The sequence below is a fragment of the Bacillus sp. FSL P2-0069 genome (genome assembly GCF_038593315.1).
GTDB classification, from domain to species: domain Bacteria; phylum Bacillota; class Bacilli; order Bacillales; family Bacillaceae; genus Bacillus; species Bacillus safensis.
On record NZ_CP151984.1, the window covers coordinates 171,259 to 187,265 of the forward strand.

The 16,007-nt window shown below is 43.1% G+C and carries 13 protein-coding genes and 5 tRNA genes; 12 read left to right on the plus strand and 6 right to left on the minus strand.

Annotated elements, in window-relative coordinates; genetic code table 11:
• Nucleotides 1-223: 223 nt before the first annotated feature.
• Together NSQ34_RS00995 and NSQ34_RS01000 are read left to right on the plus strand one after the other, a co-directional pair.
• Nucleotides 224-1,663: a SulP family inorganic anion transporter gene (locus NSQ34_RS00995; RefSeq protein ID WP_342501008.1), complete on the plus strand. Its 1,440-nt coding sequence runs from the start codon at nucleotides 224-226 to the stop codon at nucleotides 1,661-1,663.
• 62 nt (nucleotides 1,664-1,725) lie between these two features.
• Nucleotides 1,726-2,691, plus strand: a complete 966-nt coding sequence (locus NSQ34_RS01000) for a bile acid:sodium symporter family protein (protein ID WP_034283929.1) — start codon at nucleotides 1,726-1,728, stop codon at nucleotides 2,689-2,691.
• Between the two features lie 42 nt (nucleotides 2,692-2,733).
• On the opposite strand, the gene NSQ34_RS01005 is transcribed toward NSQ34_RS01000, so the two are convergent.
• The 6 genes from NSQ34_RS01005 to murQ are packed head-to-tail and all read right to left on the minus strand — an operon-like array spanning nucleotide 2,734 to nucleotide 10,463.
• Nucleotides 2,734-3,978 (minus strand): DUF1343 domain-containing protein, encoded by a 1,245-nt coding sequence (locus NSQ34_RS01005; protein ID WP_098677726.1) that lies wholly within the window; start codon nucleotides 3,976-3,978, stop codon nucleotides 2,734-2,736.
• An 11-nt stretch (nucleotides 3,979-3,989) separates the two neighbouring features.
• Nucleotides 3,990-5,909 (minus strand): glycoside hydrolase family 3 protein, encoded by a 1,920-nt coding sequence (locus NSQ34_RS01010; protein ID WP_065215427.1) that lies wholly within the window; start codon nucleotides 5,907-5,909, stop codon nucleotides 3,990-3,992.
• Nucleotides 5,910-5,922: 13 nt separating this feature from the next.
• A complete protein-coding gene (pbp4b, locus tag NSQ34_RS01015; RefSeq protein WP_176967374.1) occupies nucleotides 5,923-7,278 on the minus strand; it encodes a penicillin binding protein PBP4B in 1,356 nt (451 codons plus the stop codon).
• 13 nt (nucleotides 7,279-7,291) lie between these two features.
• Complete coding sequence (locus NSQ34_RS01020) at nucleotides 7,292-8,671, minus strand: PTS transporter subunit EIIC (RefSeq protein ID WP_024424453.1); 1,380 nt, start codon at nucleotides 8,669-8,671, stop codon at nucleotides 7,292-7,294.
• Entirely contained in the window at nucleotides 8,668-9,537 is an 870-nt protein-coding gene (locus tag NSQ34_RS01025) for a MurR/RpiR family transcriptional regulator (RefSeq protein WP_098677725.1), read from the minus strand. The genes NSQ34_RS01020 and NSQ34_RS01025 overlap by 4 nt, the downstream gene beginning before the upstream one ends.
• Before the next feature lie 14 nt (nucleotides 9,538-9,551).
• Nucleotides 9,552-10,463, minus strand: coding sequence for an N-acetylmuramic acid 6-phosphate etherase (murQ, locus tag NSQ34_RS01030; RefSeq protein WP_041115366.1), 912 nt, complete (start codon nucleotides 10,461-10,463; stop codon nucleotides 9,552-9,554).
• A gap of 220 nt (nucleotides 10,464-10,683) precedes the next feature.
• Between murQ and NSQ34_RS01035 the strand changes: the two genes are divergently transcribed.
• The 10 genes from NSQ34_RS01035 to NSQ34_RS01080 all read left to right on the plus strand — a co-directional run bounded on the left by NSQ34_RS01035 (nucleotide 10,684) and on the right by NSQ34_RS01080 (nucleotide 16,004).
• A tRNA-Glu gene (locus NSQ34_RS01035) sits at nucleotides 10,684-10,758 on the plus strand.
• Nucleotides 10,759-10,764: 6 nt separating this feature from the next.
• A tRNA-Val gene (locus NSQ34_RS01040) sits at nucleotides 10,765-10,840 on the plus strand.
• A gap of 3 nt (nucleotides 10,841-10,843) precedes the next feature.
• Nucleotides 10,844-10,916, plus strand: a tRNA-Thr gene (locus tag NSQ34_RS01045).
• A gap of 28 nt (nucleotides 10,917-10,944) precedes the next feature.
• Nucleotides 10,945-11,029: transfer RNA gene (locus NSQ34_RS01050), tRNA-Tyr, on the plus strand.
• A 4-nt stretch (nucleotides 11,030-11,033) separates the two neighbouring features.
• Nucleotides 11,034-11,105 (plus strand) — tRNA-Gln (locus tag NSQ34_RS01055).
• 136 nt (nucleotides 11,106-11,241) lie between these two features.
• On the plus strand, nucleotides 11,242-12,153 hold the full coding sequence (rocF, locus tag NSQ34_RS01060; protein WP_024424450.1) for an arginase: 912 nt from the start codon (nucleotides 11,242-11,244) through the stop codon (nucleotides 12,151-12,153).
• A 187-nt stretch (nucleotides 12,154-12,340) separates the two neighbouring features.
• Nucleotides 12,341-12,904 (plus strand): RNA polymerase sigma factor SigW, encoded by a 564-nt coding sequence (gene sigW, locus NSQ34_RS01065; protein ID WP_024424449.1) that lies wholly within the window; start codon nucleotides 12,341-12,343, stop codon nucleotides 12,902-12,904.
• Nucleotides 12,905-12,918: 14 nt separating this feature from the next.
• Nucleotides 12,919-13,545, plus strand: a complete 627-nt coding sequence (gene rsiW, locus NSQ34_RS01070) for an anti-sigma-W factor RsiW (protein WP_034284245.1) — start codon at nucleotides 12,919-12,921, stop codon at nucleotides 13,543-13,545.
• 217 nt (nucleotides 13,546-13,762) lie between these two features.
• Nucleotides 13,763-14,584 (plus strand): diadenylate cyclase CdaA, encoded by an 822-nt coding sequence (cdaA, locus tag NSQ34_RS01075; RefSeq protein ID WP_008344027.1) that lies wholly within the window; start codon nucleotides 13,763-13,765, stop codon nucleotides 14,582-14,584.
• Complete coding sequence (locus NSQ34_RS01080; RefSeq protein WP_176967373.1) at nucleotides 14,577-16,004, plus strand: YbbR-like domain-containing protein; 1,428 nt, start codon at nucleotides 14,577-14,579, stop codon at nucleotides 16,002-16,004. Before cdaA ends, NSQ34_RS01080 begins: the two co-directional genes overlap by 8 nt.
• Nucleotides 16,005-16,007 lie beyond the last annotated feature (3 nt).

The following is a 16,007-nucleotide window of genomic DNA, read 5'->3' on the forward strand; positions in this document are numbered from 1 at the left end:
GCATTGTTGCATCGCTTTTTTACTTATCTCCTTCTTTTTGTTCTTGATTCTTCAGTCTCTTTCTTTTATTCTTACTAAAGTGATATCCTCTATATCAAAAGACTCTGTACGTTCCTCTTTTCCCCCGAAAGTGAAGTATCGTTTGTTTTTCCTTTCTTCATCTCCAGGTATAGTTGATCTTCTTTTTCCATGTACGGAATGTATATAAAAAGGAGTAGATGGTTTGAAAGATTTATTTGTAAAGCAAGAATGGTTTGGACATGTACGTCAGGACGTTCTTGCGGGTATATTAGTCGCGCTGGCTTTAATTCCTGAAGCCATTGCGTTTTCGATTATTGCGGGCGTTGATCCGAAAGTCGGGTTGTATGCATCGTTTTGTATTGCGATTGTGATTTCGTTTGTTGGTGGACGCCCAGGCATGATTTCGGCTGCAACAGGGGCTATGGCTCTCGTCATGGTTCACTTGGTTGCTGATCATGGGTTGCAATATTTGTTTGCAGCTACGATTTTGACGGGTTTGATTCAAATTGTGTTCGGATTGTGCCGAGTATCTCGTTTGATGAAATTTATTCCGAGGTCCGTCATGGTTGGCTTTGTCAATGCGTTGGCTACTATGATCTTCATGGCTCAGCTTCCACATTTCGTTGGGGAATCATTAGCCATGTATATGATGACAGGTGGTGCCCTGCTGATCATTTATTTATTGCCTAAGGTGATAAAGGTGATACCTTCCCCACTCATTGCCATTATTGTAATGACATTATTTGCTGTATTTGGACATATTGATGTTAGAACTGTTGGAGATATGGGAGAGCTTCCAAGTTCTTTGCCTGTTTTTCTGATTCCTCAAGTTCCGTTTAGTTGGGAAACACTTGCTATCATTTTTCCTTATTCTTTAGCACTTGCGATGGTTGGTTTACTTGAGTCTCTTTTAACCGCACAGATTGTCGATGATATGACAGAGACGTCTAGTAATAAGAACAAGGAAGCGAGAGGTCAAGGGATTGCTAATGTGGTTGCAGGATTCTTTGGTGGTATGGCTGGCTGCGCGATGATTGGTCAATCTGTGATTAATACGAAGGCAGGTGGACGAGGCCGGCTTTCTACCTTTGTAGCGGGTGCTTTTTTAATGGTGCTGATTTTTGTACTAGGTGATGTTGTGGTTCAAATTCCGATGGCTGCTCTAGTGGCTGTGATGTTCATGGTTTCCATTGGCACATTTGATTGGAGTTCTTTTCAGCAGCTAAAAAAGAATCCGAAAACAGATTCTATTGTGATGGTTGTCACGGTCGTGACGGTGGTGTTGACTCATGATTTATCAAAAGGCGTTTTTGCAGGTGTACTGCTTAGTGCGGTATTCTTTGTCGCAAAGATATCGAAGCTTCATATTACGTCTAAAGAAAGCCAGACAGGTACTTGGGAATATCGAGTTAAAGGACAAATCTTCTTTGCTTCTGTCACTGACTTGATCCAAGCTTTCCATCAGGGGAAAGAACTCCAATCTGTTGTGATTGATTTGTCTGAAGCACGTATATGGGATGAATCAGGTGTATCAGCGATAGAACGTATAAAGGAAAGGTATCAAGCAAATGGCGTCCAGGTGGACGTAGTTGGAATGGATACATCAAGTCAAAAGCTTATGAAACAGGTGAGTGGTTCTTAAAAAGGCCTTTCTGTCTGTTACAATAGAAAAGGCAAGAAAGTGAAGGGATGGAGGTGGCCGGCATGCTTGTGCGTTTGAATCAAGTACTCGGCCGGATGATGCCGCTCATTACACCTTTTAGTGTGTTACTCGGTGTTTTATTGGCGGCCTATTTAAAGGATTTTACGTTTTTAGTGCCATGGGTATTTGCTGTTATGACCTTTGCAGGGAGTTTGTCTTCTACTTTTTCGGCTTTAAAGCATACAGTGATGCACCCATTGCCTTTGATTTTATCGTTTATGATTTTGCACGTGTTGATGCCTCTTTATGCTTGGTCAGCGGGACATCTCATATTTGCGGGTGATGCTATGACGATCACCGGTTTGACACTTGCAATGGTGATTCCCACAGGAGTTTCTAGTTTAATATGGGCGGCAATGTATAAGGGGAATGTTGGGTTAACGTTATCCATTATTTTAATTGATACATTGCTTTCGCCATTGATAGTGCCAGCCAGTTTGTCACTTTTGGCCGGTACACAGGTTCATATGGACATGGTCGCGATCATGAAAGGGCTGTTTGGGATGGTGGTGCTTCCATCTATTTTAGGGATGCTCGTTCGTCAATATGCAAAGCCTGCTGTGACAAAAATGATTAGTCAGACACTGTCACCTTTTTCAAAAATAGGCTTGTTTGTAGTGGTGTCGATTAACAGTTCTGTTGTTGCGCCATACTTGCGTGAACTGGATGCCGCATTTTTTAGCAAGGCAGCGACTGTGTTTCTCATTGCGATGAGCGGATATGCGTTTGCATGGTTGATTGGAAAGACGATGAAATGTACTCAAGGAGAGATTGTGGCCATCGTGTATACGGGCGGTATGAGAAACATTAGTGCGGGGGCTGTGCTTGCCATTAGCTTTTTCCCGCCTGCTGTCGCTGTTCCTGTGGTGATTGGCATGCTGTTTCAGCAAGTGCTTGCTGCCTTGTTTGGTTTCTTACTCAATCGTTTTGAGCTGAAAGCACCTGCTGTGACCAAATCTTTCTCATGAAAAAACCTCCATCCTTTGATAGATGGAAGTTTTTTTGTGATCTTAATAGATGAGATATTTTTTTCGTTTCTTTTCGAATGTTTTGAGGTCGTGATGATAGCGTTTCATCATATGTTTGACGGAAGTTCCTTTATTGATTTCTTCTTTCATCCAGCCATTCCCGATGAGTTTATCAAAGCTGCCTGTTTGAAGGAACTCAAAGTCATTAGGGTATAAATCATGTATTGCTTTGATAATGGATAACCCCGTTTTCACCGCTTCGAAGGATGAGCGGTCTGTGACGTATAACTGCACACCATGAGATAGTGTACCGGCATGTTTAGAAAATGTGGGGGTGAATGACACAGGTCTAAATTGAACGCCTTTTAGTTTTAGCTTATTTAAATGATCTGCCAGCTCGCTGCTATTGATATATGGTGCACCAATGAGCTCGAATGGTTTTGTCGTTCCTCTGCCTTCAGAGACATTTGTGCCTTCAATTAATCCTGTGGCAGGATATACAAAGGTACTATCCACTGTTGGCATGTTAGGAGAAGGAAGGACGAACGGCAGCTTTGTATCATCGAATGTCATGGACCGCTTCCAATTTTTCATTTTGATGACTGTTACATCAGCATTGATATGAAACTCTTTGTTAAACAGTTTTGCAAGCTCACCAGCAGTCATTCCATGTCTTAATGGGATGGGATAGAGCCCTACAAATGAGGCGTGTTCAGGCTCTAAAACAGGTCCTTCTACTTTTAGTCCGCCAATGGGATTTGGGCGGTCTAGGACAACAAAGGGAATGTTGTTTTCTTTAGCGGCTTCCATCGCATAGGCCATCGTGTAAATATAGGTGTAATAACGAGTACCAACGTCTTGAATATCAAACAGCAGGACATCTACATTTTTCAGCATTTCAGGAGTTGGTTTTCTTGTTTTTCCATAAAGAGAGTAAACAGGAAGCCCTGTTTTTTCGTCGGTATAGGATTCGACGCCTTCTCCTGCTTGTGCATCGCCGCGTACGCCGTGTTCAGGTCCATATAAAGCAGTGAGCTTGATATTTGGATGTTCAAATAGGAGATCGACACTGCTTTTCATATTTGCATCGATGCCAGTCGGGTTTGTAATGAGACCAACTCTTTTTCCTTTTAGCCATGAAAGATTGCTTGAGAGTAGTGTTTCGATCCCTGTTTTGACTGATGCTTTTTTCCCTTTTGTGACTATTCGTTCTTCTGCGGGAGAGGCAGCGGTCAATGTGCTCATCATGAGAAAGCTTGCGAGTATGAAACTGACTGTTTTCTTCAAGAGAATCCCTCCTATTTGATCTGTTTCCCTTTCAAGTTGAGGCCATAGCCGAATGGGTAAAGGGTTTGATTTGGATGAGTGACAGATGGGATATCAACTGGCAGTTTCCCTTTAGGTGATGCAGCTCCAAATATCACTTCTAGTCCAGCAGGAATATTTGGCTGATTGAATTGTCCGTTTGAGTAGCCTTTAAAACCGTACACAGCTAGTAAGGCATCGGCTTCTTCAAAATTTGCCGCATCATAAGGATTTCTAAGACTCATGATGACCATTTTTTTGTTTTGTGCTGCTGCTTCTTTCATGACAGCACGAGGAAAGGCGGTTGCCCATTTTTTCGGATCCTGGACATTGTCATCAATTACGCCATCATTCACTGCTGGATCATTTTGGACAACGTAAGAGCCAGTGATGACATAGTCAGCTTCTTGAATCAGTTTGGCTGTATCTTTGGTGAACGTTTTATCCGCAAAAGCATATGACTGGATGCTTACAGGCTTGATCTTTTTTTGTTTCATGAGAGATTCGACTGTGACAGACATTGCTTTTGTCTGATCTTCGTAAGGTGCCATGACCACGATTTTGTCATTCTTTTTAGGCTTGAAAGGTAAGGTTTTTTTGTTGTTTTTAAGCAGGGTGATCCCTTCACGTGCCATTTTTTGTTCTGCTTTAAGGTGCGACTTTTTCCCAACGACTTGAGTGGCTTTTTTGACTTTTTTCTCAAGATTGATTGGTTTTTTGGAGGAAATAATGCCGCGTTTGATTTTCAATTGAAGAATTTTTTCGACAGATTCGTTGATCTGCGACATCGGAATCTCTTTCTTTAAAATCGCTTGTTTGACAGCATTGAATACATTCTCTAGGTTTTTCTCTGTTTTTAATGAGGTGACTGGTGCTGGCATGAGAGCGATGTCGACGCCTGCTTTAATGGCCATCACGACGGCTTCTTCCTGTCCGAAATTATCTGCAATCGCTTTCATATTTAGAGCGTCTGTCACAACAACACCTTGAAAGCCCATCTCTTCTTTTAATAAGTGTGTGATGACTTTTTTTGATAAGGTTGCTGGAACCATGATGTCCTCGCCATCTTTTTTGCTTCGATACGTTGTGTCATCAATGGCAGGAAATTGCACATGAGCGGTCATGACCATATCTGCACCAGCATTGATCGCTTGTTGGAACGGATACAGCTCAACCTTTTTTAAACGATCTAGGTCATGCTCTACGAGCGGCAAGCCGTAGTGACTATCGACGGCTGTATCACCATGTCCCGGGAAATGTTTTAGTGTGGAAATGGTCTTTTCCTTTTGAAGTCCTTTCATGGTTTGAAGGCCAAGTCTAGAGACAAGAGCAGGATCAGAGCTAAAGGAACGGACACCAATGACGGGGTTGTTTGGGTTATTATTCACATCAAGCACAGGAGAGAAGTTTGTATTGATGCCTAAGGCGTTTAATTCTTTTCCGATGATTTTTCCTGTGTCATATGCATTTTTTTTGCTTCTAGAGGCACCAATCGACATATTTCCTGGGAAATGTGTTCCCTTTTGTAACCTTGTGACGATTCCGCCTTCTTGATCAATGGAGATGAGTAAAGGAATGTTTGGTGATGCTTTTTGAAATTCATGGGTTAGTTTCACGGTTTGTTTTGTATCAACGACATTCTCGGCAAATAAGATGACACCGCCTAGATGATATTTTTCTACAAGATGAGATACTTCGTTATTCATCTTTGTGAAGCCTGTAGGTGCGGATTCATCTTTTTTTTGCCAGTTGCGAAAGTCCGGCATGAGCATTTGACCTATCTTTTCATCCAGTGACATGTCTTGAACCATTTGTTTAGCGGTTGGCAGAGAGGCAGAGCTAACCTTTTCCGTTGGAATGGAAGAGGTTAGCAGGGCTAAAACCAGTGCAGCGGGGAAGAGAGCTTTCAACATCTAATTCCTCCTTTTACTGAAAAGATTCGTAGATTGCGGTCATGATGCTTCCATAAGTACCAGTTGGGAACAGGTCACCTTCAAATTGATTAGGATTTGTTTCTGGTGAAACAACGGGTGAATGTTTCTTATTCGTCAGCAACACGACACCTAAATTGTGTTTAGGATCAATCAACGTCATGGTGCCGGTCCAGCCAGTATGCCCATAGGCTTCGTTACTTGCATATTTTCCAAACATCCATTCCATGTCAGTATGACCGTTTTTTCGCCAGCCTAGCCCGTAAGTTGGGTTCGTATCAGATGAGGCTGTAAAGAGATCGATAGAAGCCTGATCAAAGATGGTTGTTTTTCCATAGCCTCCTTTATTAAGCATCAGCTGAAGCAGCACGGCCATATCTGAGGTATTCGAGAAAAGTCCAGCGTGGCCGGAGATACCTGCCATTGAGTAATATGCTTTCTCGTCGTGTACTTCACCTAGCAGGGTGTACCGTCGGATGTTTTCAAAATCGATGACACCGTCTCGTGAATTGCCTAAACGTTCAGTTGCTGCAAAATGCTTCGGCTTGAACCCTTTTTGCAGTGGATTGAACATTGTATGTTTGAGACCTAGCGGCCGATAAATCGTTGACTCGACATATTGATCAAGAGGCATGCCTGTTTTCTTTTCGATGATCATGCCTAGCAGCATGTAATCAATGTCACTATAAATGTGCTGAGTACCTGGCTTGTATTGCAGCGGTACCTTTGGCAGCCATTTCATCGTTGTTTTTCTGTCTTGAGAATAAAAAGAGCCAGCTGATTCTTTGCTATAAAATAAAACACTGGAAGGGAGACCCGCAGAATGGGTGAGAAGATCTTTTACCCTGAGCTGGTCTTTACCGGTTACTTTTGCATCAGGTTCATCCTGAAAATCTGGAAGGATGGTCTGTATTTTTTCGTTGACATCAAGTTTTTTCTCGTAGACAAGCTTTTGCAGCGCATAGTTGGTCGCATACATTTTTGTATTGGATGCCAGATCGAATAGTGTATCCTTTTTCATTTTTTTATACGATTTGAGCTCTGTTGTGCCATCGTATTTTTGCCGGTAGCCATAGGCTTTTTGATGGACGATCTTTCCGTCCTTGATAATGATGAGAGCGGCTCCTGGAAATCCTGCTTTGATGTCATTTTGAATCATTTGATCAACCTTCCTCAGCTGCCTGGAAGAAACACCTACTTGTTCCGGTCGTTTTGCTTTTTTTAAAACGGGATATTCTTCAGGTGCTGTTTTAGACAAAGACGATACAGGATGGGAGCTAGTTGCAAATGTTTGTACTGGTAACCCAAGGAGCATGAGCAGACATGTGATCAAAAGAAAACATTTCTTCAAGGTCTAAACCTCCTTATTGATTGTGATCCTCGAATTCAACAGCCATATCATCATGAAATCCAAATAAGTATGTGAAGAAAAATCCAGCAACATATGCGATAAATAGTCCAATTAAGTAAAGAAGCATTTGATGTGTGTGAACAATAAAGGTTAATGGAAGACCGGATACCCCGATGGCTTTCGTCGCAATTTGGAAGTAGGCTTGAAATGCGCCGCCGATTCCTGCACCAAGACAAGCGGTGAGAAATGGTCGTCCCAGCGGGAGTGTGACACCGAAAATGAGTGGTTCGCCAATGCCCAGCATCCCTGAAGGAAGTCCGCCAGCGATGGCTCTTTTGAGCTTTTTCTTTTTTGTTTTCATATAAATGGCGAATGCAGCGCCGACCTGTCCTGCACCGCCCATAGCGAGAATTGGCAGAAGCGGGTCATCTCCAATTGAATTGATGAGTTCCATATGAATCGGTGTCAGCCCTTGGTGAAGTCCTGTTACAACAAGTGGGAGGAAGGTAGCACCAAGAACAAATCCTGCGAAAATTCCGCCCATATTCAATAGATAAGTCAGTCCTGAGGTGATGGCATCAGATATAAATCCGCCGACTGGCATGAAGACAACGTACGTGAAAATACCTGTAATGAGCAGTGTGATGGTTGGTGTGACGATGATATCAAGTGATTGCGGGACGAAGCGTCTAATTCGGGTTTCCACAAGTGCCATAAAGATGGCGGCTAGAAGAACACCGATGAGTCCGCCTCTGCCTGGTAGAATATTTGTGCCAAATAACATAATGTCTGCGGAGGCTGGGTTAATAATGAGGATACCAGCTAATGCGCCTAATGCAGGAGAGCCTCCAAATTCCTTTGCGGCATTTGTTCCGACTAATATCCCGAGATAAGCGAAAAGTCCAGAACCGATAACCGTTAAAATAATCGCAGCTTGAGATTTTTCGTCAAGCCAGCCTGCTTGCACGATTGCTTTTGTTATTCCGGTAATCAGACCTGAGGCAACTAGTGCCGGAATAATTGGAATGAAAATGCTGGCAATCCGACGTAAGAACAGCTTGAACGGTGTGCGGTTCTTTTGTGAAATGGCTTGCTTGTTTTTTTGTGCTTCGTTGTTTAAATCATAAGAGCCAGAGGCATTTAGCAGCTCTTCAAACGCACTTGATACTTGGTTGACAACGCCAGTGCCTAAAATGATTTGAAGCGTTTCTGCTTCGACGACGCCAATGACGCCATCGAGTTCTTTGATTGCTGTGACGTGAACTTTTTCATTGTCCATCGGTGTAATTCGGAGCCTTGTCATACAATGTGTATGGGAAGAGATATTTTCAGAACCACCACAGAGTGAAAGAATGTCTTTCGCCAACTGCTGATATTTCTTTTGATGACTCATGTTGAATCCCCCTTTGATTTTCGTTTCATGGAGCGGATGGCATGCCTTGTCTTGTCAATATATTGGGCTGTCTCTTCATATTGACGAGAAGCTAAACTGAGGAACAAGACATCAATTAAGTAGAGCTGTGCCATTCTAGAGGAAGTGGCAGCACTGCGAAAAGGTGCTTCATTGGAACCGGACGTCGATAGGTGAACATCACATAAAGCAGAAACGCTTGTATGACCTGGATGTGTTAAAGCAATGGTTTTCACTTGGTTGTCTTTTGCAAGCTGAAGGGCTTGAATGATGTCTAACGTTTCTCCTGAAAAGGAGATACCAAACACAATGTCATTCTCTCCCGCATTTGCAATGACCGTAGATGCAATGTGCATGTCAGTGAAGGCTGTCGCTGCATAGTTAATTCTGAGAAATTTCTGCTGGGCATCAGCTGCGACGATGCCAGATGCACCAACTCCGATAAAATGAATTTGATTTGCATGCAGCAGTAATTGAACAGCCTTTTCTAAAGCTTCTAGATTTAAAATAGAAGCGGTGTCCTTGATCGATTGAATTGAGTTTCCTGCTGTTTTTTGAATAATGGATTGAAGCGGTTCATCTTGTTCGATATCTCTGTAGCCTTGTTTATCGTCATGCATCAAGTCTCCAGCGATCCGCATTTTTAAATCGTGATAGCCATCCAGCCCGAGAGATTTACAAAGGCGGATGACTGCAGAGCTGCTTGCGCCGGCTGCCTGACTGATTTCGTGTACTGTACTTTTAATGACTTTGTCAGGATGGGCAAGGATATAGTCTGCAATGATTTTTTCAGATTGGGGAAGCTTTGATTTGATTGTGTGTAGTAGGGTAAGTCCACCTGCTGACATGAGCTCTGCCTCCTTTAGGATTGATAACGTGAGATCGCTTTGTCGATGTGGCCATTCGTTTTGTTGAGTAAATCTTTGGCTGTTTTCTTGTCTGTGTTTGTTTGGAGCATGACGATGGCCGTTTTGACTTCTAAGTCTGCTGCTTCAAGAGTCTTCACGGCTTGTTCGTAGGAAGCGTTTGTCACATGTTGAATGATGGTGATGGCGCGTTCTTTTAATTTATGATTGCTGACTTTTACATCAACCATCAGGTTTTCATATACTTTGCCTTGTCTAATCATGACAGACGTGGAAAGCATATTTAAAATCATTTTATGAGCGGATGCTGCTTTCATTCTTGTTGACCCAGTGATGGCTTCTGGTCCTACAATGACCTCAATGGCGCAATCTGCAAGCTCGCTAATTTCTGCTTGTTCATTGCAGCTGAGTGCTACTGTTTTAGCTCCAATCGACTTTGCATAGTTTAAAGCGCCGATGATATAAGGTGTCCTGCCGCTTGCGGCAATACCGACGACTGTATCTTTTGATGTCAGGTGGATGTGTACTAAATCCTGTTTGCCGGCTTCTTCACTGTCTTCCACATCTTCGGCAGCTTGAGAAAAAGCTGAGTCTCCGCCTGCCATGATGCCAACAATGACATCAGGTGAGACGCTATAGGTTGGGGGACATTCGACAGCATCCATTACGCCAATTCTGCCGCTTGTTCCGGCGCCTAAATAAATGAGTCTGCCTCCATTTGAGATGGATTCATAAGCAAAGTCACTTGCTGTTTTGACATGTGGAAGTACAAGGTTGACTGCTTGAGCGACCTTCATATCTTCTTCATTGATCATCTGGAGTATTTCAAGCGGATCTGCTTGAGAAATTCCCATTGTGTTGGGGTTTCTTGATTCTGTTGTCAAAGAACGCAGTTGAGATGGCTGCATGTGACATACCTCCTTATTTCTTCATTTTCAGTATATTGAGTATGATATGAAATTTCAATATTATATTTGAATATTGAAATTATATTTCAGTCAAATTGTTGAACGAATAGGGAGTAAATAGTTAGAAAATAAAAAAAATAAAAATCCCCTTTACAAAAGGGGGACAACCTGTATATAATAACTTTTGTCAGCTTCACGGAAACAACAAACTTGACAAACTGGCCCGTTGGTCAAGCGGTTAAGACACCGCCCTTTCACGGCGGTAACACGGGTTCGAATCCCGTACGGGTCACCATGATGTGGAGGATTAGCTCAGCTGGGAGAGCATCTGCCTTACAAGCAGAGGGTCGGCGGTTCGAGCCCGTCATCCTCCACCATATGCCGGTGTAGCTCAACTGGTAGAGCAACTGACTTGTAATCAGTAGGTTGGGGGTTCAAGTCCTCTTGCCGGCACTGTTTTTTCTTTATCAATTCCATATGTGGAGGGGTAGCGAAGTGGCTAAACGCGGCGGACTGTAAATCCGCTCCCTCCGGGTTCGGCGGTTCGAATCCGTCCCCCTCCACCATTTTTGGGCTATAGCCAAGCGGTAAGGCAACGGACTTTGACTCCGTCATGCGTTGGTTCGAATCCAGCTAGCCCAGTTAAGACACCTTTTTGAAAAAGGTGTCTTTTTTTATGTTGGCAGAGGGACTGTATAACTATTCAAAATGTTGTCGAGTTGAGTCAGAAGGCATCAAGAAAGTAAAATATAAGCATGAACGGAAAGGGGATGTACATATGGGAGAGCAAAAGAAGGTCACGATTATTGGAGTTCCAATGGACTTGGGTCAAACGAGAAGGGGCGTCGATATGGGCCCGAGTGCGATTCGTTGTGCAGGCGTAAAAGAAAAATTGGAAACGCTCTCATTTGATGTAGAGGATCTTGGAGATATTCCAGTTGAACAAAGAGATGATGAGAAAGGTTTATATACAAGTGAAAAGCTGAAGAATTTGACGGAGAATGCTGGTGCAAATCAGCTGCTTGCTGAGAAGGTTGACAGTATTGTGCAATCTGGTTCGTTTCCGCTCATTTTAGGCGGTGATCACAGCATTGCGATAGGCACACTTGCTGGGGTAGCCAAGCATTATGAAAACTTAGGTGTCATTTGGTATGATGCACACGGGGATTTGAATACGGAGGAAACCTCTCCTTCTGGAAATATTCATGGCATGCCGCTTGCTGTCAGTCTCGGTTTTGGACATGCAGATTTAACGAACATTGGCGGTTATTCGCCTAAATTGAAGCCTGAAAATGTCGTTATAATTGGTGCTCGATCTTTAGATGAAGGAGAGCGGGCATTGATTCGAGAGAAAGGCATTAAAGTGTATACGATGCATGAAATTGATCGTTTAGGGATGACAAGGGTGATGGAGGAAGCGATTGCGTATCTAAAGGAGAGAACCGATGGTGTCCATCTGTCGCTTGATTTAGATGGATTAGATCCAGCGGAATGCCCTGGTGTAGGTACTCCGGTAGCAGGCGGCATTAGTTACCGGGAGAGTCATCTCGCAATGGAGCTTTTAGAGGAGGCGGGTATTTTAACGTCTGCTGAATTTGTTGAAGTAAATCCGGTTTTAGATGAGAAAAACAAAACCGCTGAAGCGGCAGTTGCGTTAATTGGTTCATTAATGGGTGAAAAGCTATTGTAGGTAGAGCGGGACTTGTTCCCGTTCTTTTTTGTTTTGGGAAAATTTAAGGATATGTTAAGGTTTTTACCGGTTGATAAGCGTAACACACTGTCAAAAATTTGTTACACTATTTTTTAGAGGAGAATGAAACCTTTTGGAAAGAGGTTCGTATACATAAAGACCGGTGAAGGCAGAGGTTGAATATACTATGGACACAATGATTAAAAAGAGAATTAAGCAAGTGAAAAAAGGCGACCAGAACGCATTTGCAGACATCGTAGACCTGTATAAAGACAAAATTTATCAGCTGTGCTACCGTATGCTTGGGAATGCACACGAAGCGGAGGATATTGCGCAGGAGGCGTTTATTCGAGCCTATGTGAATATCGAAAGCTTTGATGTGAATCGTAAGTTTTCCACGTGGCTGTACCGCATTGCAACCAACCTGACCATCGACCGTATTCGCAAAAAAAAGCCGGATTATTATTTAGATGCAGAGGTGGCAGGAACAGAAGGATTAAATATGTATTCTCAAATTGCTGCTGATGGCATTTTGCCAGAGGATGAGGTGGTATCTCTTGAATTATCGAGTACCATTCAGCAAAAAATTCTAAGGTTACCCGACAAATATCGTTCGGTCATCGTATTAAAGTATATTGATGAACTCTCGTTAAAAGAAATTAGTGAGATTCTCAATATACCAGTTGGTACGGTGAAAACGAGAATACACAGGGGTAGAGAGGCTCTCCGGAAACAGTTGAGAGACCTTTGAGTGAGGTGATTTTGATGAGCTGTCAGGATAAAATCGTCCAGCTTATGCATCAGTATTTAGACGGGGACATTGAGCCCCAAGACGAAAAAGAATTAAAAAGCCATCTGCAATCGTGTGAGGAATGCCGTACTCATTTTCAACAAATTGAGAAATCCATCGCGCTAGTGCAGAGTACATCTCATATAGAAGCACCATCTGATTTCACTGCAAAGGTGATGGCAGGTCTTCCAAAGGAGAAAAAGCGTGTGTCGGTTCAAAGATGGATCAAAGCTCACCCGCTGATGGTAGCCGCTGCCCTCTTTCTCATTTTGATGGGAGGCAGTCTGTTTACAAGCTGGAATACCGATCATAATTTCAGTGTGTCAAAGCAGCCGAATCTCGTCGTTGAAAATGATACAGTGACCGTACCTAAAGGGGAAACCGTAAAAGGTGACATCACTGTCAAAAATGGCAAGCTGATTGTAGAAGGCAAGGTTGATGGAAATGTCACCGTCGTCAATGGGGAACAGCTGACTGCTTCTGCCGGACAAGTCACTGGTCAAATTAATGAAATTAATGAAGTGTTTGATTGGATCTGGTACAAAATGAAATCAACAGCACAAAACGTGATGCGGGTCATTGGTCCAGAGGAGCAAAAGTAACTCAAGCGGTTTAAGAGCAGTCTCTAAGGGGGGCTGCTCTTTTTCTATACATTGCTGAGATTCAAGCATACTAGCAAGTCAGCCAGATATGGCAACTATTTTCCTTGCTGAAACAAAATGTGGTATAATAGCCACGCTATGTATTGATACATAGGCTCTTTTTTTATTAAAAAATGCATCAAACGAAGAATAACTGAAAATTCTGGAGGACGAGGAAATGGCTTTAGGGGATATTCCTTTTTTGCAGTACCTCGGTAATGCTGTTGATATTCTCGTTGTTTGGTATGTGATATATAAATTAATGATGGTCATCCGCGGAACAAAAGCGGTTCAGCTTTTAAAGGGAATTGTGGTCATTGTTCTCGTCAGGATGGGAAGTGCGTATCTCGGTCTTAACACACTTCAATGGCTGATGGATCAAGCGATTACGTGGGGATTCCTTGCGATCATTATTATTTTTCAGCCAGAGCTAAGGAGAGCGCTTGAGCAGCTTGGGCGCGGCCGTTTCTTCTCAAGAAGCGGGACACCTGTAGAGGAACAGCAGCAGAAAACGATCGAGGCAATTACAAAAGCAATTAACTATATGGCGAAACGCAGAATCGGCGCGCTGCTGACAATTGAGCGCGATACCGGAATGAATGATTACATAGAGACAGGAATTCCTTTGAATGCAAAGGTGAGTTCAGAGCTGCTCATTAATATTTTCATTCCGAATACACCGCTTCATGACGGTGCTGTCATTATGAAGCGGGATGAGATTGCAGCTGCAGCTTGCTATTTACCGCTGTCAGAAAGCCCTTTTATCTCTAAGGAGCTTGGGACGCGTCATAGGGCGGCAGTTGGGATAAGTGAAGTGACAGACAGCTTAACTGTCATCGTTTCTGAGGAAACTGGCGGTATTTCTGTCGCAAGGAATGGTGATCTCCACCGAGAATTGACAGAAGAAGCGCTTGAAGAAATGCTGATTGCTGAATTTAGTAAGAACAGCAAAGATGCTTCCTCGACCAAATGGTATTGGAGGGGCAAGAAAAATGGATAAGATTTTGAATAATCGCTGGGCCGTTAAGCTTCTTGCATTGGTCTTCGCTTTATTGCTGTATGGTGCAGTCAATTCAGCGCAAGCGCCCACGCCGAAAAAAATCGGTGAATCCTTTTTCCCAACATCGACGACAGATGAAGCAACTTTAACCGACATTCCTGTTAAAGCGTATTATGATGACGAGAAGTACGTCGTCACTGGTGTGCCGCAGACAGTCAATGTCACGATTAAAGGATCAACTAGTGCTGTGAAAACAGCAAGACAAACAAAGAATTTTGAAATTTACGCAGACATGCAGAACTTATCGACAGGTACACATAAAGTGGAGCTGAAGGCAAGAGATGTATCGAAGGGACTCACACTATCGATTAATCCATCTGTGACGACTGTGACGATACAAGAAAAAACGACAGCTGAATTTCCTGTTGAAACCGAGTTTTATAATCAAAATAAAATCAAAGACGGCTATTCACCTGAACAGCCCATTGTGAATCCGAAAAAGGTCACAGTTACTGGATCAAAGGACGTCATCGACAAAATTTCTGTCATTAAAGCTTTTGTGAACTTAGAGGATGTCGATCAGCAAATTGAAAAAGAGGCGAAGCTCACTGTGTATGATAGCAGCGGGAATGAGCTGCCAGTTGAAGTAAGTCCGTCCGTGGTGGATATTACGGTCCCAATCTCTAGTCCAAGCAAAAAGGTTCCTTTTAAAATTGAGCGGACGGGCAGCTTGCCAGAAGGGATCAGCATCTCAAGCATTGAGACAAGCCCGAGTGAGGTCACAGTGTACGGCTCTCAAAAGGTGCTGGATGCCCTTGATTTTATTGATGGCGTCAAGCTGGACTTAAGCAAGATCAAAGATGATACGGAGATTGATGCCGATATTCCCCTGCCAGATGGTGTGAAAAAGGTATCACCCGAAACTGTTAAGATCAAAGTGAAGGTTGCAACAGCTGAAGAAAAAAAGATCGATAATGTACCGATTTCTGTCGTGGGTTTGAGCAAGGATCTCACTTCTGATTTTGTGAGCCCCTCTTCTGGACGGCTCACGTTAACAGCAAAGGGATCAAAGAGTGCGATTGATAAACTAAAGGCATCAGATGTTGAAGCCTATATCAATGCAGGGGACTTGAACGAAGGAACCCATGAGGTCAAAGTTCAAGTGAATGGTCCTCAAAATGTGACTTGGACATTATCGAGATCAAAGGTCAAAGTGAAACTCACTTCTACTGATACAGAGGATCAGCCGGCTTCGACGAATGATCGGAAGAATCAAAAAGATCAACAAGATCCATCAACTGATGACGATGATCAGGGTGAGAAGAGTAAAGAAGAATCCACGCAAGATAAAGCAAAGAAAGAATCGAGTCAAAGACAGCGGGTCAAAGAAGATAAAAAAGAGGACGAAGCGTCCTCTTGAATG